Origin of the sequence: Streptomyces sp. NPDC097619, assembly GCF_040302735.1 — a bacterium.
Taxonomy (GTDB): domain Bacteria; phylum Actinomycetota; class Actinomycetes; order Streptomycetales; family Streptomycetaceae; genus Streptomyces.
This window is the reverse complement of the sequence record NZ_JBEOSD010000142.1, coordinates 1-21662: the sequence shown is the minus strand read 5'-3', so window position 1 is coordinate 21662 and position 21662 is coordinate 1. Positions and strand designations below refer to the sequence as shown.

The 21662-nt window shown below is 72.4% G+C and carries 21 protein-coding genes; 3 read left to right on the top strand and 18 right to left on the bottom strand.

Annotated features, from left to right (window positions below):
- Positions 1-184 precede the first annotated feature (184 nt).
- Positions 185-910: a hypothetical protein gene (locus ABTZ17_RS29040; protein WP_352198717.1), complete on the top strand. Its 726-nt coding sequence runs from the start codon at positions 185-187 to the stop codon at positions 908-910.
- Here the strand turns inward: ABTZ17_RS29040 and ABTZ17_RS29035 are convergent.
- The 6 genes from ABTZ17_RS29035 to ABTZ17_RS29010 all read right to left on the bottom strand — a co-directional run bounded on the left by ABTZ17_RS29035 (position 870) and on the right by ABTZ17_RS29010 (position 7973).
- The gene (locus ABTZ17_RS29035; protein ID WP_352198721.1) at positions 870-2087 is read right to left on the bottom strand and encodes a cytochrome P450; all 1218 of its coding nucleotides are present in this window, start codon (positions 2085-2087) and stop codon (positions 870-872) included. The two genes, ABTZ17_RS29040 and ABTZ17_RS29035, sit on opposite strands and share 41 nt — an antisense overlap.
- Positions 2088-2305: 218 nt before the next feature.
- A complete protein-coding gene (locus tag ABTZ17_RS29030) occupies positions 2306-2938 on the bottom strand; it encodes a hypothetical protein (RefSeq protein ID WP_352198716.1) in 633 nt (210 codons plus the stop codon).
- Positions 2935-4386 (bottom strand): ATP-binding protein, encoded by a 1452-nt coding sequence (locus tag ABTZ17_RS29025; RefSeq protein WP_352198715.1) that lies wholly within the window; start codon positions 4384-4386, stop codon positions 2935-2937. The genes ABTZ17_RS29030 and ABTZ17_RS29025 overlap by 4 nt, the downstream gene beginning before the upstream one ends.
- The gene (locus ABTZ17_RS29020; protein WP_352198714.1) at positions 4383-5066 is read right to left on the bottom strand and encodes a response regulator; all 684 of its coding nucleotides are present in this window, start codon (positions 5064-5066) and stop codon (positions 4383-4385) included. The genes ABTZ17_RS29025 and ABTZ17_RS29020 overlap by 4 nt, the downstream gene beginning before the upstream one ends.
- An 88-nt stretch (positions 5067-5154) precedes the next feature.
- Complete coding sequence (murJ, locus tag ABTZ17_RS29015) at positions 5155-6813, bottom strand: murein biosynthesis integral membrane protein MurJ (protein ID WP_502994887.1); 1659 nt, start codon at positions 6811-6813, stop codon at positions 5155-5157.
- The gene (locus ABTZ17_RS29010) at positions 6810-7973 is read right to left on the bottom strand and encodes a lipid II:glycine glycyltransferase FemX (protein WP_352198713.1); all 1164 of its coding nucleotides are present in this window, start codon (positions 7971-7973) and stop codon (positions 6810-6812) included. The genes murJ and ABTZ17_RS29010 overlap by 4 nt, the downstream gene beginning before the upstream one ends.
- 215 nt (positions 7974-8188) lie before the next feature.
- Here ABTZ17_RS29010 and ABTZ17_RS29005 point away from each other — a divergent pair, with 215 nt between their 5' ends.
- Both ABTZ17_RS29005 and ABTZ17_RS29000 read left to right on the top strand, forming a co-directional pair.
- Positions 8189-9415 (top strand): L,D-transpeptidase, encoded by a 1227-nt coding sequence (locus ABTZ17_RS29005; RefSeq protein WP_352198712.1) that lies wholly within the window; start codon positions 8189-8191, stop codon positions 9413-9415.
- Positions 9416-9575: 160 nt separating this feature from the next.
- Complete coding sequence (locus ABTZ17_RS29000) at positions 9576-11189, top strand: CocE/NonD family hydrolase (RefSeq protein WP_352198711.1); 1614 nt, start codon at positions 9576-9578, stop codon at positions 11187-11189.
- Between the two features lie 37 nt (positions 11190-11226).
- Here the strand turns inward: ABTZ17_RS29000 and ABTZ17_RS28995 are convergent, their stop codons facing one another.
- The 12 genes from ABTZ17_RS28995 to ABTZ17_RS28940 form a co-directional block, all read right to left on the bottom strand.
- Positions 11227-12111, bottom strand: a complete 885-nt coding sequence (locus ABTZ17_RS28995) for an amino acid ABC transporter permease (RefSeq protein ID WP_352198710.1) — start codon at positions 12109-12111, stop codon at positions 11227-11229.
- Positions 12108-12752 carry an amino acid ABC transporter permease gene (locus ABTZ17_RS28990; protein WP_352198709.1) on the bottom strand — a complete coding sequence of 215 codons (645 nt, stop codon included), beginning with the start codon at positions 12750-12752 and terminating at the stop codon, positions 12108-12110. Before ABTZ17_RS28990 ends, ABTZ17_RS28995 begins: the two co-directional genes overlap by 4 nt.
- Positions 12753-12768: 16 nt before the next feature.
- Complete coding sequence (locus tag ABTZ17_RS28985; RefSeq protein WP_352198719.1) at positions 12769-13656, bottom strand: glutamate ABC transporter substrate-binding protein; 888 nt, start codon at positions 13654-13656, stop codon at positions 12769-12771.
- Between the two features lie 79 nt (positions 13657-13735).
- Complete coding sequence (locus ABTZ17_RS28980) at positions 13736-14479, bottom strand: amino acid ABC transporter ATP-binding protein (protein ID WP_352198708.1); 744 nt, start codon at positions 14477-14479, stop codon at positions 13736-13738.
- 158 nt (positions 14480-14637) lie between these two features.
- A complete protein-coding gene (locus ABTZ17_RS28975) occupies positions 14638-15078 on the bottom strand; it encodes a DUF6278 family protein (RefSeq protein WP_352198707.1) in 441 nt (146 codons plus the stop codon).
- A 71-nt stretch (positions 15079-15149) separates the two neighbouring features.
- Complete coding sequence (locus ABTZ17_RS28970) at positions 15150-15929, bottom strand: exodeoxyribonuclease III (protein ID WP_352198706.1); 780 nt, start codon at positions 15927-15929, stop codon at positions 15150-15152.
- Positions 15930-15958: 29 nt separating this feature from the next.
- Complete coding sequence (locus tag ABTZ17_RS28965) at positions 15959-16594, bottom strand: MBL fold metallo-hydrolase (RefSeq protein WP_352198705.1); 636 nt, start codon at positions 16592-16594, stop codon at positions 15959-15961.
- A 41-nt stretch (positions 16595-16635) separates the two neighbouring features.
- Entirely contained in the window at positions 16636-17220 is a 585-nt protein-coding gene (locus ABTZ17_RS28960) for a hypothetical protein (RefSeq protein WP_352198704.1), read from the bottom strand.
- Complete coding sequence (locus ABTZ17_RS28955) at positions 17217-18419, bottom strand: ROK family glucokinase (protein ID WP_352198703.1); 1203 nt, start codon at positions 18417-18419, stop codon at positions 17217-17219. Before ABTZ17_RS28955 ends, ABTZ17_RS28960 begins: the two co-directional genes overlap by 4 nt.
- A 15-nt stretch (positions 18420-18434) precedes the next feature.
- Positions 18435-19325: an ATP-binding cassette domain-containing protein gene (locus ABTZ17_RS28950; protein ID WP_352198718.1), complete on the bottom strand. Its 891-nt coding sequence runs from the start codon at positions 19323-19325 to the stop codon at positions 18435-18437.
- On the bottom strand, positions 19292-20329 hold the full coding sequence (locus ABTZ17_RS28945) for an ABC transporter permease (protein ID WP_352198702.1): 1038 nt from the start codon (positions 20327-20329) through the stop codon (positions 19292-19294). The genes ABTZ17_RS28950 and ABTZ17_RS28945 overlap by 34 nt, the downstream gene beginning before the upstream one ends.
- Positions 20326-21342 carry a sugar ABC transporter substrate-binding protein gene (locus ABTZ17_RS28940; RefSeq protein ID WP_502994885.1) on the bottom strand — a complete coding sequence of 339 codons (1017 nt, stop codon included), beginning with the start codon at positions 21340-21342 and terminating at the stop codon, positions 20326-20328. The genes ABTZ17_RS28945 and ABTZ17_RS28940 overlap by 4 nt, the downstream gene beginning before the upstream one ends.
- Positions 21343-21662 lie beyond the last annotated feature (320 nt).

The following is a 21662-nucleotide window of genomic DNA, read 5'->3' as shown; positions in this document are numbered from 1 at the left end:
GGCGGCCGCGGGCGGCGCCTGCGCGGCGGCGGGGCCGGGTGGCGCGGCGGCCCCCGTGGCCACCAACGCCCCGGCGAGGGCGAGCAGGGGTAAGGCGCGTGCGGCGGAACGGCCCATCGGTACCTCCGGTGGTCGACGACCCGCGCAGGGTAACGTCACCGGGCTTCCCACTACCATCCCGCGCATGAGCGAAGACCTGCGCAACATCCTGCTCGGGCTGATAGCCACCGGGATCAGCGCCGCCCTGGGCTGGTTCGCCCGCACCTACCTGTGGCGGCGCCGGCTCCGCCGCAAGCAGGGCTTCTTCGGGCTGCCCACCGGCTCGGACTGCCTGTTCGTGGTGAACCGTCAGATGGGCGGCACCGAAGGCTCGGTGCACCGCAACGACGCCTTCGCCCTGTTGGAGCTCTCCGCCCTGATCAAGGACTGCGGGGCGAACCTCCAGATCGTCGGCCACGACGCCACCCGCCAGGGCTTCGGGGAACGCGCCGAGTTCTGCGTGGGCGGGCCCGTCTCCAACGCCCGTACGGCCGCGCACCTCGCCTCGATGCTGCCGGGCGTGGCCGTGGACCTGAGCCGCGAACGCGGACCCGACCAGGGGGCGTTGCGGGTCGGCGGCGAGACCTACCGGTGGGAGAAGGGGGCGACCGAGCACGTCCTGCTGGCCCGGCTCACCGACGGGCACGGGGCCCGACCGGTGTTCCTGCTCTCCGGACAGACCGCCGTCAGCAACCAGGCCGCCGCCCGCTATCTCGCCCGCCACCACGAACAGTTGGCCAAGCGCCACCGGGACCGGTCCTTCGCCCTGATCCTGAAGGTGGTCAACTCCGCAGCCTACGGGCCCGACGTGACCGAGCTGGTGGCCGACGTCACCGCCTCGGCCCGGACACCCGCAGCGGCAGCCGTGTGATCCCGTTGATGAAGTTCGACACCAACCGGCGTGGCGGGCCCGCCAGTTCGGGTGGGGGCATGGTCCGCACCCACTCCTCGTGGAGGGTGCGCAGCTGGAGTCGGGCGAAGTGGGCGCCCAGACAGACGTGCGGGCCGTCCCCGAAGGACACGTGCGGGTTCGGGGAGCGGCCGAGGTCGACGCGGTGCGGGTCGGCGAAGACCCGTTCGTCGTGGTTGGCGGAGGCGTGGAAGACCACCACCTTGTCCCCCGCCGCGATCCGTCGTCCGGCCAGGACGGTGTCCACGGCGGCGGTGCGGCGGAAGCTGAGCACCGGCGGGTGGAGCCGCAGCAGTTCCTCCACGGCGGAGGCGGTGGTGACCTCGCCCGCGCGGAGCCCGCGGTACTGGTCCGGGGCCCCGGCCAGGGCCAGCAGGCCCCCGGGGGCGGCGCCGCGCACGGTGTCGTTGCCGGCGACGGTGAGCAGGAAGAAGAACATCTCCAGCTCCCCCTCGGCGAGTTCGGCTTCGGCGAGGACGGTCATCAGGTCGTGGGCGGGCCTGGCCCGTTTGTGGGCGGCGAGGGCGCGGGCGTAGTCGAACATCTCGCCGAGCAGGGCCGGGGAGCGGGGGTTCAGCGGTTTTCCGTCGGGTCCGAGGAGGGGGGTCGGGGCGTCCTCGGGGTCCTGGTAGCCGATGACGCGGACGGTCCAGTCGAGGAGCAGTCCCCGGTCCTCGGGCGGCACGCCCATCAGGTCGGCCAGGTTGAGGAGGGCGTACTCGTCGGTGACGGTGCGGACCACGTCGGCGGTGCCGTCCTCGGCGGCGTCGCGGGCGGCGGCGAGGAGGGTGCGGGCCCGGTCGCGGACCCGGTCGGCGAAGGCGTCGACGCGGGCGGGGGTGAAGGCGCGGGTGATCATCCGGCGGAGCCGGCCGTGCGCGGGCGGGTCCTGGTTGAGCATGGTGCGCCGGACGAAGGGCAGGTCGGCGGGGTCGGGGTCGCGGATCTGGGTGGCGCCCAGGTACGAGGAGTAGATGCGGGCGTCCTTGAGGACGCGGACCACGTCCGCGTGCCGGGTCACCGCCCAGAAGCCGGGTCCGGCGGGCCAGCCGAGCACCTCCGGTTCGGCCTGTCGCGCCACCGGGTGGGCGTCGCGGAGCCTCCGGTAGGCGGCGTGCGGGACGGCCTCGCCGTAGATCCGGGGGTCGAAGACGTCGGGCACGGCGCTCCCGGGGCCGTCCGCGGGCTCCGGGAGCCGTGGGGCGGGCCGGGGGTCCGGGCCGGTCGTGGGCCGGTCGGTCGTGCTCACCGCGCGCGCTCCCCGTTCTCCTGGGCGTACCGGGCGCGGTCCCGCCCGGCGGGACCCACGGTGTCCTGCCGGGGCGGTCCCGGCAAGGGGGCGGGCCGGGGGTGGGGTCAGCCGGTTTCGCAGTCGGTGGGTTCGGTGGCGCCGTCCGGGCCGATGAGGACCACCTCGGCGGAGGGGGTTCCGGTCTCCGCGCGCTGGGCCGTGCACACGAGCTGGCCGCGGGCGGTGGCCGACAGGGCGGTGACGTCGAGGCTCATGCGGAGCTGGAGGGTGGATCCGGCGCGTTCCACGCGGATCTCGGGGGACCGGTCCTGCCAGGGGAGCGCGGAGGTCAGGCCCGCGGTCCGCTCTCGCGCGGAGGGGCCTTGGAGGAGTCTGCGGATGCTGTGGTCGATCGGGACGCGGTAGACCCGGTCGGGGGCCTCGGTGGCGGCCCCGCCCCCGGTGAGGAGCCCTTCGGCGTCGGGCCCGAAGGGACTGCGGTCGAGGACGGGGACGAGGGTGCCGCCCTCGCCGACGAAGTACAGCAGGATCCCGTCGGGCCGGTCCGGGGCGACCTTGGCCGGTTCCCCGGCCTCGACCACGTCGGTGCCCTGGATGACGGTGGGGGCGCCCTCGCAGCCCACCAGCAGGCCCGCGACGAGCAGGGCGACCGCCGTGCCGACGGCCGTCCGCCACCGTGCGGCGCCCCGGTCCGGGGAGCCGGTGTGCCGTCCCGTGCGGTCCTGCCCGGCTGTCATCCCTGTGCCTCCCACGGCATCTCCACGGTGAAGACCGCTCCCCCGCGGGGTCCGTTCGCGGCCCGGATCGTGCCGCCGTGCAAGCGTACGTTCTCCAGGGTGATGGCCAGGCCGAGGCCGCTGCCGGCGGACCGGGTGCGGGCGGCGTCCGCCTTGTAGAAGCGGTCGAAGATGTGCGGGAGCACCTCGGGGGCGATGCCGGGTCCGCTGTCGGCGACCTCGGTGAGGAGCCGGGGCCCGTCGGGGTCGGCCTCGGCGAACACGCGGATCCGGACCGGGGTGCCGCCGTGCCGGAGGGCGTTGCCGACGAGGTTGGCGAGGACCACGTCGAAGCGGCGGGGGTCGAGGCGGGCCCGCAGTCCCGGGGGCACGTCGGTCTCGACGCGGTCCTCCCAGTGGCGGCGCTCCAGGGTTTTGCGGATGGTCTCCGCCATGTCCACCTCGTCGGTGTGGAGTTCGGCGGCGCGGGCGTCGAAGCGGGATATCTCCATGAGGTCGTCGACGAGGTGGGCGAGCTTGTCGGTCTCGGAGCTGACCAGGCGGAGGGCGGAGGCGGTGTCCGGGTCGTAGCGGGCGGCGTCCTCGTCGAGGACCTCGGTGACGGCGAGCATCCCGGCGAGCGGGGTGCGCAGTTCGTGGGAGACGTCGGCGGCGAAGCGGCGGGCGCGGGCCTCGGCTTGGCGGAGTTCGGAGACGGAGGCTTCCAGGGCGACGGCGGTCTCGTTGAAGGTGCGGGCGAGTTCGGCGAGCTCGTCGCGGCCCTTGACCTCGATGCGGGTGTCGAGGTGTCCCTCGCCGATCTCGCGGGCGGCCCGGCGCAGGTCCCGGACGGGGCGCAGCACGCTGCGGGCGGCCAGGAGGGCGGGGACGACGGCGATGGCGAGGCCGGGGAGGGCTCCGTCGCGGGCGGCGACGACCATGGCGTCGATGGTGGTCTGCTCGGTGCTGAGCGCCATCACCCCGTAGAAGACGAGTCCGGTGGTGACGCGTCGGCCGTTGTGGTCCATGACGGCGGGCATCGCGAAGGTCAGGTAGGGGGTTCCGTCCTTGACCACGCGTTGGAAGACGGCGCGCGGGGCCTCGTGGGCGGCGGCGCGCAGCTCGTCGGTGATGACCGTGGAGGTGGGGATGTTGCCGGAGGAGGCGCGCAGGGAGCCGTACTCGGCGAAGACGGCCCAGGGGTGCGGCTTGGCGGGGCGGGCAAGTTCCCGACAGACCTCGCTCAGCTGGGGGCGGGTGTAGGGGAGGCTGACGGGCCGGTTGTCGAGGGCGTCGCGCATGCTGGCGACGGCGGTGTCCTGGCTCTGCTTGAGGATGGCGCTGCGGGCCTCGCGGTAGGTGAGCGCGGCGGTGGTGAGGGCGCTGATCGCGGCGACGAGGAGGAAGGCGGCGACGAGTCGGGTGCGCAGGCCGAGTCCGGCGGTGCGGCGTCTGACGCGGCCTCTCACAGCGGGCCGAAGCGGTAGCCGAACCCGCGGACGGTCTGGACGTAGCGGGGGCTGCCCGCCGGGTCCTCGATCTTGGTGCGGAGGCGGCGGACGCAGGCGTCCACGAGACGGGCGTCGGCGTGGTAGCTGTGGTCCCAGACGTATTCGAGGAGTTGCTGGCGGCTGAAGACCTGTTCGGGCGAGGCGGACAGGTGCAGGAGCAGTTTGAGTTCGCTGGGGGCGAGGGGCAGGCGTTCGCCGTTCTTGGCGACGGTGAGTCCGGCGCGGTCCACGGCGAGCTCGCCGTGGAACTCGATGCCGGCGCGGGCGCCGCCGGGGTCGTTGAGGCGGCGGAGGACGGCCTTGAGGCGGGCCTCGATGACCTCGGTGCGGGCGGGTTTGACGATGTAGTCGTCGGCGCCGGCCTCCAGGCCGATCACTATGTCGAAGTCGTCCCCGCGCGCGGTCAGCATGATGATCGGCAGTTGGCTGGTCTCGCGTATGCGGCGGCAGACCTGGACGCCGTTCATCCCGGGGAGCATCAGGTCGAGCAGGACGATCTCGGGCCGGAACTCGGCGAGGGCGGCGAGGCCCGCCTCGCCGGTCTCCGCCGCGCGCACCTCGTGGCCGCGGCGGCGCAGGCCGAGCCCGACCCCCTCCCGGACGGCGGGGTCGTCCTCGATCAGCAGTACGCGTGGCATCAGGTCAGTATCCCAGGGTGTGTGGCGGCCCCTCCTCGGCCGATCGGCCGAGGAGGGGGATGTACGCGGAGGGGACGACGGGCTCCGTCTATCGGCCGAAGCGGCGGCGGAGGGAGCCGGTGAGCGCGGTGATCTCGGTGAGTCCGAGCGGCCGGGCCAGGAGGACCAGGGCCACGGCGAGGACCAGGCTGCCGGCCAGCACGGCGGGGATGTCGCCCAGTCCGTCGGCGGCGCGGGCAGCGGCGTACCCGGCGGCGGCCGCGGGCACGGCGGCGGCGAGCAGCCGCAGGTGGCCGGTGAGGGCGGGCGAGCGCAGCAGTCCGCCGCCGCCGAGGCGCCGGGAGAGGGTGTACGCGGTGACGGCGCAGCCCGCGAACAGGGCGACGCTGTAGGCGCCCGCCATGCCGGTGACGGCCCAGCGGGGCGGCAGCAGCAGGTAGGCGGCCACGGACAGGCCGGCGTTGAGGGCGACGATCACCAGGTTCAGGAAGAACGGGGTGCGGGTGTCGGAGAGGGCGTAGAAACCGCGGGAGAGCACGTACTGCCCGGAGAAGGCGACGAGACCGGGGGCGAAGGCCATGAGCATGCCCGCCATGACCGCGGTGTCGGCCGCGCCGGTCCGCCCGTATTCGAAGACGCTGCCGATGACCCAGGGGGCGAGGGCGAAGAAGAGGCAGGCGGCCGGGACGACGAGGGCGGCGCTGGAGCGCAGCCCGTAGGAGAGGTCGCGGCGGACCGCGGCGAGGTCCCCGTCGGCGGCGGCGGCGCTCATGCGGGGCATGAGGGCGGTGACCAGCGAGACGGTGACGATGCCCTGGGGGACGGCCCACAGCAGGTAGGCGTTGCTGTAGGCGGTGTACCCGGCGCCGCCTGCCAGACCCTGGGCCACGGCCTCCTGGCCGGTGGCGGTGGACAGGCGGGTGACGGCCCAGTAGGCGAGCTGGTTGGTGAGGACGAGCAGGACCAGCCAGCCGGCGTTGCGCAGCGGGCGGGCGAGGCCGCTGCCGCGCCAGTCGAAGCGGGGGCGCCAGCGGAAGCGGGCGGCGCGCAGCGAGGGGATCAGGGCGAGGGCCTGGACCACGATGCCGGCGGTGGTGCCCCAGCCCAGCAGGCGGGCGTCGGCGGCGGAGAGGCCGCCGTCGCCGGAACCGGCGGCGGTGTACAGGTAGAGGCAGAAGACGCCGATGACGACGAGGTTGTTGAGGACCGGGGTCCACATCATGGCGCCGAACCGGCCGCGGGCGTTGAGGACCTGGCCGAGCAGGGTGAACAGCCCGTAGAAGAAGATCTGCGGCAGGCAGTAGCGGGCCAGGGCCTCGGTCAGCCGCGCCTGGTCGCCGGTGTACTCGGTGTACGCGTCGACGAGGAGCGGCGCGGCGAGCACGGCGGCGGCGGTGAGCACGGCCAGGGCGACGGTGCAGGCGGTGAGGAGCCGGTCGGTGTAGGCGGCGCCGCCGTCGGCGTGTTCCTTCGCGGCGCGGACCAGCTCGGGGACGAACACGGCGTTGAGGGCGCCGCCGATGAGCAGGATGTAGAGGATGTTGGGGATGGTGTTGGCCACGGCGTAGCCGTCGCCGAGGAGGGCGGTGCCGAGGGCGGCGACGACCACGGCGGAGCGGACGAAGCCGGTGGCGCGGGAGACGATCGAGCCGGCGGCCATGAGCGCGCCGCTGCGCAGCACCGAGCGCTGCTTCGGTGCCGCGTGGGCGGGGCCGGAGGGTTCCGGTCTGGTGGCGGTGGTGCTCACCGGCGGGCCAGGTACGCCTGGAAGGCGCGGTACAGCGCGTGGTTGGCGGCTCCGGCCACGGGGGTCTCCCACTCTCCGAGGGTTTCGACGACCTGCCCGCCGGTGCCGAGCTTCCAGCGCAGCAGACCGAAGGAGCGGTCGTCGGGGTCGAGGGTGGAGGGTACCCCGCGCATGTCGTATTCGTCCGCTCCGAGGCTGTGCGCGTCGCTCATCATCCGCCATTGCAGGGCGTTGCTGGGGCGGACCTCGCGGCGGTGGTCGGCGGAGGCGCCGGTCTGGTACCAGACCCGGTTCCCGGCCACGATCATCGTGTGGGCGGCGAGGATCTCGCCCTGGTGGCGGGCGAGGTAGAGGCGCATGCGGCCGGGTTCCTCGGCGTTCAGGGCGGTGTACTGCTGCTGGTAGTAGGCGAGGCTGCGGCCGAGGCGGAAGCCGTCGCGCTCCTCGGTGATGCGCAGCAGTCGGTAGAACTCGGGGAGGTCGGCGCCGGATCCGATCACCGTCTCGACGCCGGATTTGTTCGCTTTGCGAATGTTGCGGCGCCATTCCTGGTTGAGGCCGGACCAGAGGTCGTCGAGGTTGCGGCCGGTGAGGGGGACGCGGAAGACGTGGCGGGGCTGGGCGTCGCCGTCGTCCTCGCCGCCGCAGCGCCGCCAGCCGCGGGTGCGGAGCCGGTCGGCGAGGGCGGCGCCGACGGGGTCGACCTCGGTGGCGAGCAGGTCGGATATCCGACGGCCGGGGCCGGCGCCCGCCTTGACCTCGGCCGCGTCCCAGCGCCGGTAGGCGGGGGTCGGGCCGATGCGGACGGCGAAGGCCCCGGCGGCCCGCAGGTGCCGCATCAGGGGGTCCAGCCAGCGGCCGAGGTGCGGGTCCGACCAGTCGGCGACGGGGCCCTCGGGGAGGTAGGCGAAGTATTTGCGGGTGCCCGGGAATTGGCGGTAGAGAACGAGCGCGCCGCCGGCGAGCTCCCCGGAGGGCGTCTGCCAGCCGACCAGTTCGGAGCGCCAGCCGTCCTTGACCTCGGCCCAGCTGGGGTACTGCAGGAAGCTCGCCCGGCGGTGGCCGGCGAGGAACCACCGGTACTCGGCGAGGGACAGCGAGCGGACCTCCAGCCCCTGGTCACGTCCTACCGGGGCGCCGGTCACGAGCAGTGCGCACACGTCTTGTCCTTCCGTAGCTGCCGACTGGGTGGTGTGCACAGGACTCTCACAGGGGCCCGTGACCGGACCGCGCGACGAATGTGACCGGACGATGACCGTTCTGCTCCGGTCCACGTCACAGCCGAAAGAACGATCAATTCCGGCGGACGCGCAACCTAGAGTCCATTCGTCCGCTCTTGATTTGCGGACCGACATCTTTTCCGGAGGGGTTTCCGTTGAGCCGTGTACGCCGTACTTCCCTGTCCCGTCGCCGTGTCCGCCGGGCCGCCCTCGTGGGCACCGCGGTCCTGGCGGCCTCGCTGGCCGCGTGTTCGGGCGGTTCGGCGGGGTCCGGCAAGGCCGAGCTGAAGGAGAAGAAGGACCCGATGGCCATCGCCGTGAACCTGACCGGGGAGCAGGCCAAGGCGGGCGGGCCGGTGAAGGTGAACCTGACGGCGGGTTCGAAGCTGTCGCAGGTGACGGTGAAGGACGCCAAGGGCGGGGAGCTGACCGGGCGCATAGCGGCCGACGGCAAGACCTGGACCTCCGAGCGCAACGCCTCCCCCGGCACCTCGTACACGGTGGCCGCGAAGGACACCGAGGGGGGTGCGGCGGACGCCCGGTTCGCGACCGCCGCCGCCGACAAGGTCAACAAGATCTCGATCCAGCCGGGCAAGGGCCGGACCATGGGCATAGCCCAGCCGATCTCGCTGGTCTTCGACAATCCCGTGAAGAACCGCGCCGAGGTCGAGAAGCACCTGAAGGTGACCACCTCGAACGACACCGAGGGGTCCTGGGGCTGGTTCAAGGACCGTTCGGGCATGGACCGGGTGGACTGGCGGCCGAAGGAGTACTGGAAGCCGGGCACCGAGGTGAAGCTGTCCATGTCGCTGAACGGCGTGGACTCCGGCACCGGCGGCGGCTACTTCGTGCGGGACTACGACACCGCCTTCACCATCGGCAAGGACCAGCGGGTCGAGGTCGACCTCGACAGCAAGCGGCTGGTGCTGACCCGGGACGGCAAGCAGGTCCTGGACGTCCCCGTGGCCGCGGGCACCCCCGGCGGGCAGAAGGCGTCCTGGGACGGCAAGCTCGTGGTGATGGGCAAGGAGGGCACCATCCGGATGAACTCCCAGTCCGTGGGGCTGGGCGACGCCTACGACAAGATGGTGGACTACTCGGTCCGGCTCACCGACTCGGGGATGTACGCGCACGCGGCGCCCTGGAACGAGGGCAACTTCGGCCGGGTCAACAACAGCTCCGGCTGCGTGGGGATGAGCACCGCGAACGCCTCGAAGTTCTTCGCGGAGATCCAGTCCGGCGACCCCTTCGAGGTGACCGGCAGCGGTTCGAAGGGCAACCCCGACCTGGGCAACGGCTTCAGCGAGTGGAACCTCTCCTGGGAGCAGTGGCAGGCCAAGAGCGCGCTGACGGGCCAGGGCGGTTCGGGGAAGACCGCCTGAGCCCCCTCCGACCCGTCGGTCCGGAGAACCGGTCCGCACACCGGTAATTGACTTTCATTCAATCGTTACCACTGCGTAACTTACTCGTGGGTTACCCCGGGTCACCCCCTCCCGTTACCGTCGGGTCACTTTGACACCAGGCGTACGTGAGGAGCGACCGATGGGACACCCCCCGCACCAGTCCGCGCGCACCGGCACCGCCGCCGCGGCCGTGACCGCCCTGCTCGCGGCCGCCGCTCTGGGCCTGGCCCCCCACCAGGCCCAGGCGGCCCACGCCGCGACCCCCGCCACGACCGCGACCGTCTCCGGCGGACCGCAGCTGACCTGGCACGACATCCCCGGCTCCGGCGGCATCACCCTCAAGGGCAACGTGTTCACCCCGGCGGGCGCCGGCTCCGGGCAGGGGTTCCCGCTGCTGGTCTTCCCCGCCAGTTGGGCCTCCCCGCAGATCGAGTACCTCGCCCAGGCCCAGAAGCTGGCCGACGAGGGCTACGTGGTCGTCAGCTACACCACCCGGGGCTTCTGGCTCTCCGGCGGCGAGATCGAGGTGGCCGGGGACCCCGACGTCGCCGACGCCCGCGCCGTCATCGACTGGGCCCTCGCCCACTCCCCCGCCGACCCGGACCGCATCGGCATGGGCGGGGTGAGCTACGGGGCCGGCATCAGCCTGCTCACCGCGAGCCGGGACAGCCGGGTCAAGGCGGTCACCGCGCTCAGCGGCTGGGCCGACCTCATCGAGTCGATCTACTCCGGGCGCACCCAACACCTCCAGGCCGCCGCCCTGCTGGGTGGCGCGGGCTTCCTCACCGGCCGGCCCGGGACCGAACTCAAGTCGATCCTCTCCGACTTCCTCGGCTCCCGCCTCGACCGCGAACAGCAGATGATCGACTGGGGCCGCAAGCGCTCCGCCTCCGAGCGGGTGGACGAGCTCAACGCCAACGGCACCGCCGTGATGCTCGGCAACGCCTGGGGCGACACCATCTTCCCGCCCAACCAGTTCGCGAGCTTCTACGACAAGCTCACCGGCCCCAAGCGGCTCTCCTTCCGCCCCGGGGACCACGCCACCGCCGAGGCCACCGGCCTCCTGGGACTGCCCAACGACGTCTGGACCGACGCCCGGCGCTGGTTCGGCCACCACCTCAAGGGCGAGCGCAACGGCATCGACACCGAACAGCCGGTCCAGCTCAAGTCCCGCTCCGGCGGCCCGTACGAGGGCTATCCGAGCTGGCGGGCCGTGGGCGCCGCCACCGAGCGGATCGCCCTCACCGACACCGAGCACGTCTTCGCGGGCGTGGACTCCGGGGCCAACGGCGGGGTCGTCCTCCTGACCAACCTGCTCGACCAGTTCCTCAAGACCCCGCCCGTGGTCTCCGTCCCCCTGCTGCCCCGCGCCTTCGCGGCCGTCTGGCAGTCCCCCCGCTCCGACCGGGAACGGCAGGTCCGCGGCACCGCGCGCCTGCACACCACGGTCACCAGCACCAAGCCGAGCGGCACCCTCGTCGCCTACCTGTACGACGTGGGCCCGCTCGGCATCGGCAAGCTGGTCAGCAATGCCCCCCACACCTTCCACGACAAGACCCCCGGCAGCCCGTTCGCCGTGGACCTGGAGCTCTTCTCCACGGCCTACGACGTACCCGCCGGACACCGCCTCGCCCTGGTGATCGACACCGTCGACCCGCTCTACATCGAGCACAACCCCGCCGGCGCGCAGCTGACCTTCTCCTCGCCCGGCACCGACCCCTCGTACCTGTCGGTCCCGCTCCGCGAGAAGTGATCTCCGGCCGCCGCCGGGGACGGGGTGGGCCCGACGCCTACCGCCCCGCCCCCGGCGGCACCGCCCCGGGCTGCGGCTCCACCGGCCCGACGGCCCCCGTACGGGGGTTGCGGCGCTCCCGCCGGGCCACCCACGTGGCGAACCAGGAGAGCAGCATGCACATCCCGATGTAGACCGGCGAGATCACCATCACCACCGGGATGAACGGCAGGTCGTAGTCCAGGTTCGAGGCGATCAGCTTGCCCGCGTGCAGGAACTCCTCGTACGTGATCAGGTAGCCGAGGGAGGTGTCCTTCAGGGCCACCACCAACTGGCTGATGATCGCCGGGAGCATGGCCCGCACCGCCTGCGGGGCCAGGACCGAGGCCATCACCTGCGTCTTGCGCATCCCCAGGGCGTACGCGGCCTCGCCCTGCCCGCGGGCCACCGCGCCGATCCCGGTGCGGAAGACCTCCGCGAGCACCGAGCCGTTGTACAGGGTCAGTCCGGCCACCAGGGCCGGCAGCGGTTGCACCTTGAGCGCCACGAACACGAAGAAGATCATGACCAGTACGGGCATGGCCCGGAAGAACTCCACCACCAGCGTGCTGACCCAGCGCACCGGCCGGTGCACCGAGAGCCGGCCGGTGGCCAGCACCGCGCCCAGCAGCAGGGAGAGCACGGAGGCCAGCGCGAAGGCCTTCAGGGTGTTGCCCAGGCCCCGCAGCAGCAGCTCCTGGATCCCCTCGTACTCGAAGGGGGTCCACTTGGCGGCGGTGAACTGCTCCGTGTCGAAGAGCAGGTACAGGAGCCAGGCCAGCAGGCCCAGGATCACGGCGGTGGACGCCAGACCGTAGTACAGGTGCCGGCGCCGGGCCCGCGGGCCCGGGATGTCGTACAGCGCGGTGGACGAGGTGTCCCCGTGCAGGGAGTGAGCGGTCACCGTGCGATCCCCCAGCGCTTCTCCAGCAGGTGGAAAAGGGCGCTGATGGTCAGGGTGACGACCAGGTAGCCCACCGCGATCCACACGAAGGTCCAGATGATGCTGTAGCCCAGCTCGCTGAGCGCCTTGTAGGTGCCGAGGAGTTCGGTGACGCTGAAGGCCCCGGCGATCGCCGAGTTCTTGGCGAGGGCGATCAGGGTGGAGCCCACAGGCGGGATCACCGAACGGAACGCCTGCGGGAGCACCACCTGCCCCAGGGTCTGACCGAAGGACATCCCGAGGCTGCGGGCCGCCTCGCCCTGGCCCTTGGGCACGGTGTTGATGCCCGCGCGCAGGGCCTCGCAGACGAAGGCGGAGGTGTAGCAGCCGAGGGCGAGGACGGCGAACACCTCGAAGGGCAGCACCAGTCCGAACCGCGGCAGGCCCAGCAGCACGGCGAAGAACAGCAGGGTGAGGGGGGTGTTGCGGAGCACGGTCACCCAGACCGTGCCGAACACCCGGAAGGAGCCGACCGGCGCGACCCGGAACGAGGCCATGAGGAAGCCGAGGAGCAGGGCGAGCAGGGAGGCGTAGACGGTGAGTTCCACGGTGCCGAGGAACCCCTTGCCGTAGAGCGCGAAGTTGTCGGTGAGTACGTCCATGGCGGTGCGGCTCCCTTCAGCCCGCCGGGTAGCGGTCGACGGCGGGCGGCCGCGGGGCCGGGACCCCGGAGAGGCCGAGGGTGGCGTCGTACGCCTTCTTCCAGTCGCCGTCGCGTTCGTGGGCCTCGATCGCGTCGTCGAGGGCGAAGCGCAAGGCGTTGTCCGAGCGGGGCACGCCGATGCCGTAGGGCTCCTTCGAGAAGGGTTTGCCGGCCAGTTTCAACAGGTCGGGGACCTTGGCGGCGTAGCCCATGAGGATGGTGTCGTCGGTGGTGACGGCGTCGACCTGGTAGGTCAGCAGGTTGTCCACGCAGATCGAGTAGGTGTCGTAGGAGACCAGCACGGCCTTCGGGTACTCCTTCTCCATCCGCTGGTAGGGGGTCGAGCCGGCGGCCGAGCAGACCTTGCGGCCGTCCAGGTCCTGGGGGCCGTGGATGTCGTCCTCGTCGGTGCGGACCAGGAGGGACTGTCCGGCGATGTAGTACGGGCCCGCGAAGCCGACCAGCTTCTTGCGGTTGTCGTTGATCGTGTACGTGCCCACGTAGTAGTCGATCTGGCCGTTCTGGAGGGCGGTCTCGCGGTTGGCGGAGGCGATGGTCCGGAAGGAGATGCCCGCCGGGTCGAAGCCGAGGGAGGCCGCCGTCATCCGGGCGATCTCGATGTCGAAACCGGAGTAGGTGCCGGTGGCGGGGTCCTTCTCGCCCAGGTAGGGCTGGTCCTCCTTGGCGCCGACCACCAGGTGGCCGCGGCGGTGGGCGCGGGCCCAGGTCGGCGACTGCGGGAGGGAGAAGGCGGTGTCCACGCGGTAGACGGGAAGGGTGCCGGGCGCGGGTCCCTTCACCGGCGGGCTGCCCTCCTTGCCGCAGCCGGCGACGGGGAGGACGGCGGCGAGGGCCAGGGCCAGGGTGCCGGCGAGGCGGAGGCGGGCACGGGTGCGGGCGCGGCGGAGCGGCCCGGGGCGCACGGGGGTCACGGCGGCCCCCTCAGTGCTTGAGGATCTTGGAGAGGAAGTCCCGGGCGCGTTCGCTGCGCGGGGCGGTGAAGAACTCCTCCGGGGGCCGGTCCTCGATGATCTTCCCGTCGGCCATGAAGACCACGCGGTTGGCGGCGGAGCGGGCGAAGCCCATCTCGTGGGTGACGACGACCATGGTCATCCCGTCCCGGGCGAGTTGCCGCATGACCTCCAGCACCTCGTTGATCATCTCCGGGTCCAGGGCCGAGGTGGGCTCGTCGAAGAGCAGGGCCTTGGGGTCCATGGCCAGGGCGCGGGCGATGGCCACGCGCTGCTGCTGGCCGCCGGAGAGCTGGGCGGGGAACTTGTCGGCCTGGGAGGCCAGTCCGACCCGCTCCAGCAGCTCCCGGGAGCGCTCGTCCGCCTCGTCCTTCTTGCGGCGGCGGACCTTCACCTGGGCCAGGGAGACGTTGGCCAGGACGGTCTTGTGGGCGAAGAGGTTGAAGGACTGGAAGACCATCCCCACCTCGGCCCGCAGGGCCGCGAGGGCCTTGCCCTCGTCGGGGAGCGGCACCCCGTCGAGGAGGATGGTGCCCGATTCGATGGTCTCCAGCCGGTTCACGGCCCGGCAGAGGGTGGATTTCCCGGAGCCGGACGGGCCGATGACCACCACCACCTCCCCGCGGCCGACCGTGAGGTTGATGTCCTGGAGCACGTGCAACTGCCCGTAGTGCTTGTTGACGTCCCGCAGTTCGATCAAGGGATCGACGGCCATGCGCTGCCCTGCCCACTCGTAGCTCTGTCGAGGTCAGCGCAAACTATCCAGCCGGAAAAGGGGACTTCGTCACGACACGCATAAACGGGGCATAAACCCTACTCAGGAGTGGACGCCGGTCGGGGCGCGGCGCACGAGCACGGCGGACCCGGCGGGGCTCAGACCTCCGCCGCCTCCGCGAAGACCTGGAACAGCTCCGGGGATCCGGTGACCGCCCAGGAGATCCCGGCCTCGACCACGTTGAGTTCGCGGCCCGAGACCAGCCGGATCACCGGCTGGCCGTTCGGCCACACCTGCCAGCCGGAGCCCGGCACCGAGCGGATGATCACGGTGCCCAGGTAGAGGCCGGCGTCGTTGCCCAGCCAGGGCACGGCCTCCGGATCCCGCCGCCAGCGGGGCATCAGCTGGTCCAGCGCCTCCAACGAACGCGGGGTCTCGTCCAGTTCGAGCCCCGCGGCGCCGGCCTGCGCCCGCAGCATCTCGCACTCCGAGAACAGCTCCGTGACGCCCTCGGGATCCTCCGCCAGGGCCTCGACCAGGGCCGTGCCGTGCGCGGCCGCGTGGCGCCTGCGCCAGTTGTCCAGGAAGGGGATGTTCATCCGGTAAGCCTCGCATCCGCATTCGCCCGAACGGCACAGGCGCGCCTGCGGCCGCCGGTGGAGGAGAGCGGTCAGACCTTGAGGTCCACGACCACCGGCGCGTGGTCGGAGGCCCCCTTGCCCTTGCGCTCCTCACGGTCCACATAAGCATCCTGGACGGCCGCGGAGAAGGCCCCGTTGCCGTAGACCAGGTCGATCCGCATGCCCTTGTTCTTCGGGAAGGCCAGCATGCGGTAGTCCCAGAAGGTGTACGGGCGGTCGTACTTCAGCGCCCGCGGCACCACGTCCGAGAGCCCCGCCTCCCGCAGGACCGCCAGCGCCTCCCGCTCCGCCGGGGTGACGTGCGTGGCGCCCTCGAACACCGCCGGGTCCCACACGTCCTCGTCGGTCGGCGCCACGTTGAAGTCGCCGAGGACCGCGAACGGCCGCTCCCCCGCCGCGTCTTCGGCGACGGCCGCCGCCAGGGACCGGAACCAGTGCAGCTTGTAGCCGTAGTGGTCGTGCTCGACCTCGCGGCCGTTGGGCACGTACACCGACCAGACGCGGACCCCGCCGCAGGTGGCGGAGATCGCCCGGGGCTCCTGCACCCCCTCGTAGTCCGGGCCGTCGGGCAGGCCCGTGACCACGTCCTCCAGGCCGACCCGGGAGACCAGTGCCACGCCGTTCCACCGGCCGGTGGCGTTGACCACCGACTCGTAGCCGAGCTCGCGGAGCTCGGCGTGCGGGAACTGCTCGGCGGAGCACTTGGTCTCCTGGATGGCGAGGACGTCGGTGCCGGTGCCCTCCAGCCAGGCCAGCAGCCGGGGCAGCCGGGCGGTGATCGAGTTCACGTTCCAGGTCGCGATGCGCATGTCCCCAACCTACCGCCCGGGTGTGACGGTCACCGTCCGGAGTCGGTCTCCCCCGCCGCGAGCCGCAGGTGCGGGGCGCCGGCCAACAGGCCCAGGACGTGGTCGTAGACCGGCCGGGCCAGATCGGCGAGGTAGGCGTCGTGGATGTCCACGGCCCGCTGCGGCTTGACCTCGCGCACGTAGTCCACGATCTCGCCGATCTTGTTCCACGGGGCGTGCACCGGCAGCATCAGGGTCTCCACCGGCACCCCGGGCACGGTCAGCGCGTCCCCGGGGTGGAACAGCGAACCCTCCACCAGGAACCCCACGTTGGTGACCCGCGGCAGATCGGGGTGGATCACCGCGTGCAGCTGCCCGTGGACCTGCACCTCGAAACCGGCCGCGGTGAAGGTGTCCCCCTCGCCGACCGTGTGCACCCGGCCCGGGAAGGCCCCCGACAGCCGCTCCGCCACGCTCCGCAGCGTCCACAGCCGGGCCGCCGGATTGGCCTCCAGGGCCGCCCGCAGCCGCCCCTCCTCGAAGTGGTCCGGATGCTCGTGGGTGACCAGCAGGGCGTCCGCGCCCAGCCCCGCGTCGGGCTCGCTGAAGGCGCCCGGGTCGATGACGAGCACGTGCCCGTCCTTCTCCAGCTGTACGCAGGAGTGCAGCTTCTTCGTGAGCTTCATGGGCCCAGGCTAGGGCCTGCCCACCGGGCCCGGTGGGCAGGTCAGGGGGTGGCGGTGGAGACCACGTACACCCGCGGGGCCTGCGGGTCGGTCATGTCCACCGTGATGTCCTGGGTGGGGTGCGGATCGGGCTGGTCGTGGGTGGTGCACACCCAGGTGCGGTCCGCGGCCCAGCTCCAGCCGGCCACCGAGGAGTCCCGGTCGCTCGCGCACACCCCCGGCTTCAGGGCGTCCCGGGTGGTGCCCACCGACTTCAGGAAGATCCCGAGGTCCACCGGGTTGGTGGTGAACTGCACGTACAACCGGCTGGTGCGCCAGTTGTTGGTCTCGTAGTAGCCGACGCCGGTGGACCAGTCGGGCACCGGCACCTGGTAGATGCTGCGCTGCACCCGGGACGGCCAGCCGGAGCGGACCTCCGTGGCGCCCACCTTCGCGGCCTTGTCCCGGCCGCTCTCCCGGCTCTGCTGCGCGGAGACCAGCAGGTATCCGGCGGGGACGCCGATCAGCAGCACGATGATGACCGCGGTCAGCCAACGGCGCCGGACCACGTGCCGGCGGTCCTCGGCGGTCGGCGGGGGCCCGCCGCCCTCGGAGGCCGGGGCCTGGCGGGGCAGGGTCGGGTTCACGCGCCCTCCTCCCGGCTCCCGGCGGCGCCCGCGGTGCCGGTCCGCCGCGACTCGCCCGCCGCGAAGCCCGTCCACAGCCGCCCCGACTCGGCGTAGCGCTCGTACCGCTCGACCCGGCGGCGGTTCGCGCGCCGGAACCGGCGGGCGACCAGCCGGGCCAGGTCCGCGGCCCCGACCATGCCCGCCTCGGGCCCCAGCTGGGCCTTGGCGATCCGGGCCTCGGGGCGGTAGCCCCGGCCGGTGAGGTGACGGCGGAAGGCGTCCCGGGCCGGGCCGATCAGCAGGTCGTCGGCGGCGCTGACGCCGCCGCCGATCACGAAGCAGGAGGGGTCCAGGGCCGCCGCGAGGTTGGCGATGCCCACGCCCAGCCACTGCCCGATGTCCTGGAGCAGCTCCACGCACATGGCGTCGCCCTCGCGGGCCAGCTCGGTGATCAGGGGGCCGGTGATGTCGGGGATCTGCCCCTTGACCCGCTCGATGATCCCGTGGGCCACCGGGGAGTCCGCCGCGGCCAGCTCCCGGGCCTCGCGGACCAGGGCGTTCCCGGAGGAGTACTGCTCCCAGCAGCCGCGGTTCCCGCAGGGGCAGCGGTGCCCGCCCGGCACCACCTGCATGTGGCCGAACTCCCCGGCCACCCCGAACTTGCCCCGCTTGACCTGGCCGTCCTCCAGGATGGCCCCGCCGATGCCGGTGCCCAGGGTGATCATGACCAGGTGGTCCTCGCCGCGGCCGGCCCCGAAGCGCCACTCCGCCCACGCGGCGGTGTTGGCGTCGTTGTCCACCATCACGGGCACGGCCAGCCGGTCCTGGAGGGCGTCCCGCAGGGGCTCGTCCCGCCAGGCCAGGTGGGGGGCGAACAGCACCCGGGAGCGGTTGGCGTCCACCCAGCCCGCCGCGCCGATGCCGACGGCGTGCACGTCGTGCCGGTCCGAGAGGTCCAGGACCAGTTCCACGATGGTGTCCTCGACCACCTTGGGGCTCTTGGACTTGTCGGGGGTCTCGGTGCGCAGCTTCTCCAGGATGTTGCCGTCGGCGTCGACGACCCCGGCCATGACCTTGGTGCCGCCGATGTCGATGCCGACCGTGGGCACCCGGGGCGCGGTCAGGTGGGAGCGCCGCTCACGGGTCCCGACGGTCCGCAGGACGGTGCCCCGCGCCGCGCCGCGGTGGGCGAGGGCGAACTCCCGGTACGTACTCATCGAGTCCTGGTGTCCCTAGTTTCCGTGGCCGTCGAGGGGCCTGGGTGCGTCCGGCGCGGGTGCTCCCTGCGGCCGGGCTCCTTCCGATTCTGCCACCCGCTCCAGCTCGTGGCTCAGCTCCTCCAGCTCCGAGCCGCCGGCCATCTGGCGGGTCAGCTCGTCCAGGGTGATCGAGTCGCGGGTGTGGCTGCCCGCCATCGTGCCGCGCTTGAGCAGCACGAACCGGTCCCCGACGAGGTGGGCGTGGTGCGGGTTGTGCGTGATGAGGACCACGCCGAGCCCGGCGTCCCGGGCGGCCGCGACGTACTTCAGGACCACCCCGGACTGTTTGACGCCGAGGGCGGCGGTGGGCTCGTCCAGGACGAGCACCTTCGCGCCGAAGTACACCGCGCGGGCGATGGCCACGCACTGCCGCTCGCCGCCGGACAGGGTGCCGATGGGCTGGTCCACGTCGCGCAGGTCGATGCCCATGCGCAGCAGCTCGGCGCGGGTGGTCTCGCGCATCAGGGCCACGTCCAGGCGGCGCAGCGGGCCCCGGCCGCGGGTGGGCTCGGAGCCGAGGAAGAAGTTCCGCCATACCGGCATCAGGGGGACCACGGCCAGGTCCTGGTAGACGGTGGCGATGCCGCGGTCGAGGGCGGCCCGCGGGTTGGCGAGGACGGTCTCCTCCCCCTCGATCCGGAAGGTGCCGGCGTCGTGCCGGTGCAGGCCCGCGATGATCTTGATGAGGGTGGACTTGCCCGCGCCGTTGTCGCCGAGGACGCAGGTGATCTCGCCCGCGGAGACCTGGAGCGACACCCCTTCGAGGGCCTTGATGTTCCCGTAGTGCTTGCTCACCGAGTCGAGCTCGATCAGCGGGGCCGCGGCACCGGTCACGAGGTCACCTCCGCGCGCTTGCGCACCCAGGCGTTGAGGAGGGTGGCGAGGAGCAGCATGGCTCCGAGGAAGAACTTGAACCAGTCGGGGTTCCACTGGGCGTACACGATGCCGTTGCTCGTCATGCCGAAGATGAAGGCGCCGACCGCCGAGCCGATCGCGGAGCCGTAGCCGCCGGTCATCAGACAGCCGCCGATGACGGCCGCGATGATGTACAGGAACTCGTTGCCGACGCCCTCGCCGGACTGGACCACGTCGTACGAGAACAGGATGTGCTGGCCGGAGATCCAGGCGCACAGGGCCACGCCCATGTACAGGCCGATGCGGGTGCGGACCACGGGGACGCCGACCGCGCGGGCCGCGTCGGGGCCGCCGCCGACGGCGAAGATCCAGTTGCCGGCGCGGGTGCGCAGCAGGATCCAGGTGGCCAGGGCCACCAGCGCGAACCACCACAGGACGGTGACCTTCAGGGTCACCGAGCCGATGGTCCACTGGGAGGCGAAGAGGGCGTGGGCGGAGGGGAAGCCCTCCATGTCGGCGATGGTCTTGGTGGAGACGGTGCCGCCGATGAGCTTGGTGAAGCCCAGGTTCAGGCCGGTCAGCATCAGGAAGGTGCCCAGCGTGATGATGAAGCTGGGCAGCTTCGTGCGGGTCAGCATGAAGCCGTTGAACAGCCCGAAACCGAGGGTGACCAGCAGGGACACCCCGACGCCCACCCAGACGTTCGCGGTCATCTGGTAGCTGAACATCGAGGAGACCAGCGCGGAGCTGGTCACCATGACCCCGGCGGAGAGGTCGAACTCGCCGCCGATCATCAGCAGGGCCACCGGCACGGCCATGATCCCGATGGTGGAGGCCGAGTACAGGATGGTGCTCAGGCTCGCCGGGCGCAGGAAGCTGTCCGCGGCGAAGGAGAAGAACACGAAGACGGCGACGGCCCCGACCACGGCGCCCAGCTCGGGCCGGGCGAGGAGCCGGCGCAGCGGGGAGACCGGGGAGAGGCGTTCGTCGGCCGGTGCGGCGGCGGCGCTCATCGGGTGCCCCGCCGGATGAACGGGGCCAGCTTCTCGGCGTCGGCGGGGCCGACGATCTGGGGGCCGGTGAGCACGGGGCGGCCGCCGCCGAGGGTGTCGCCGTTGTAGCGGTACAGCCAGAGCAGGTCCACGGCCTCGTAGCCCTGGAGGTAGGGCTGCTGGTCCACGGCGAAGCCGAGGCTGCCGTCCCGCAGGCCCGCGGCGACGGCGGCGTTCAGGTCGAAGGTGTCCACCTCGGCCTTGCTGCCGGCGGCCTGCTTGGCCTTCACGGCGGTGGCGGCGAAGGGGGCCCCGAGGGTCACCACGGCGTCCACGGACGGGTCGGCCTGGAGCTTGGCCTGCACGGCCGCCTGCACGGAGGGCATGTTGGTGCCCTCGACGTAGAGGTTCTCCAGGGTGCCGGAGAAGGTCTTCTTCGCCCCGGCGCAGCGCTGCTCGTGGCCGACGTTGCCCTGTTCGTGCAGGACGCAGACGGCCTTCTTGCGGCCCCGCCGGTCCAGCTCGGCGCCGACGGCCTCGCCGGCGACCTCCTCGTCCTGGCCGATGTGGGTGAGGGCCCCGTACGCCTTCGACTGGGCGGATCCGGAGTTCACGGTGACCACCGGGATCCCGGCCTTCACGGCCTTGGCCAGCACGTCCTTGAGGGCCTCGGGCTTGGCGAGGCTGACGATGATGCCCTGGACCTTCTGGTCGATGGCGGCCTGGACGTACTGGGCCTGCTGCTGGGCCTGGTCGTCGTGGGAGTAGACGAACTCGATGTTGTCCTTGGCCGCGGCCTCCTTGGCGCCCTTCTGGACGATGTCCCAGAAGGTGTCCCCGTCGCCCGCATGGGTGATCATCGCGAAGGTCCAGCGGGGGGTGGAGACGGCCGGACGGCCCTGCTGGGCCGCCTCGCGGGCCCGCTCCTCGGCCCGCTTGCCGCCCGTGCTGCTGCAGCCCGCCAGGGAGGCCCCCAGCGCCACCGCGAGCAGCGCGCCCATGACGCGCACCGCCCCTGTCCGAACCCTAGCCACGTCGCCGCGCCCTTCCCGTGCTCCGAGTCAACTCCACCGGTCCGCCCGCGGGGGTCCCCCGTCGACGCAATCCGGTCAAACCGTTTCCGGCCGCCCAAGTATCCGCCACGGGGACCGGAACGCCGAACCGGCCGCGAACCCCGCACGCCGCGCCGGCCGGGAGAACCGCCGGTAACGGCCGCCCCGGGCGGAATCGGGCGCTCCGGGGAGGCCGGTGCGGGCCGGGGCCGGGGGGATCCCGGTTAGGCCGGGTAAACCGGCCCATGCCCGCAAGTTTGTCAGACCGCCCCACCCGGGTCACCTTGTGTCCATGCGGTTCG

Bases quoted from the DNA above. Each gene is read 5' to 3' on its own strand.
- ABTZ17_RS28980 (WP_352198708.1), bottom strand. From the start codon at position 14,479: ATGGCCGTCGATCCCTTGATCGAACTGCGGGACGTCAACAAGCACTAC.
- ABTZ17_RS28990 (WP_352198709.1), bottom strand. From the start codon at position 12,752: ATGGACGTACTCACCGACAACTTCGCGCTCTACGGCAAGGGGTTCCTC.
- ABTZ17_RS29040 (WP_352198717.1), top strand. From the start codon at position 185: ATGAGCGAAGACCTGCGCAACATCCTGCTCGGGCTGATAGCCACCGGG.
- ABTZ17_RS29030 (WP_352198716.1), bottom strand. From the start codon at position 2,938: ATGACAGCCGGGCAGGACCGCACGGGACGGCACACCGGCTCCCCGGAC.
- ABTZ17_RS28975 (WP_352198707.1), bottom strand. From the start codon at position 15,078: ATGAACATCCCCTTCCTGGACAACTGGCGCAGGCGCCACGCGGCCGCG.
- ABTZ17_RS29000 (WP_352198711.1), top strand. From the start codon at position 9,576: ATGGGACACCCCCCGCACCAGTCCGCGCGCACCGGCACCGCCGCCGCG.
- ABTZ17_RS28945 (WP_352198702.1), bottom strand. From the start codon at position 20,329: ATGAGCGCCGCCGCCGCACCGGCCGACGAACGCCTCTCCCCGGTCTCC.
- ABTZ17_RS29020 (WP_352198714.1), bottom strand. From the start codon at position 5,066: ATGCCACGCGTACTGCTGATCGAGGACGACCCCGCCGTCCGGGAGGGG.
- ABTZ17_RS28965 (WP_352198705.1), bottom strand. From the start codon at position 16,594: ATGAAGCTCACGAAGAAGCTGCACTCCTGCGTACAGCTGGAGAAGGAC.
- ABTZ17_RS28955 (WP_352198703.1), bottom strand. From the start codon at position 18,419: ATGAGTACGTACCGGGAGTTCGCCCTCGCCCACCGCGGCGCGGCGCGG.
- ABTZ17_RS28970 (WP_352198706.1), bottom strand. From the start codon at position 15,929: ATGCGCATCGCGACCTGGAACGTGAACTCGATCACCGCCCGGCTGCCC.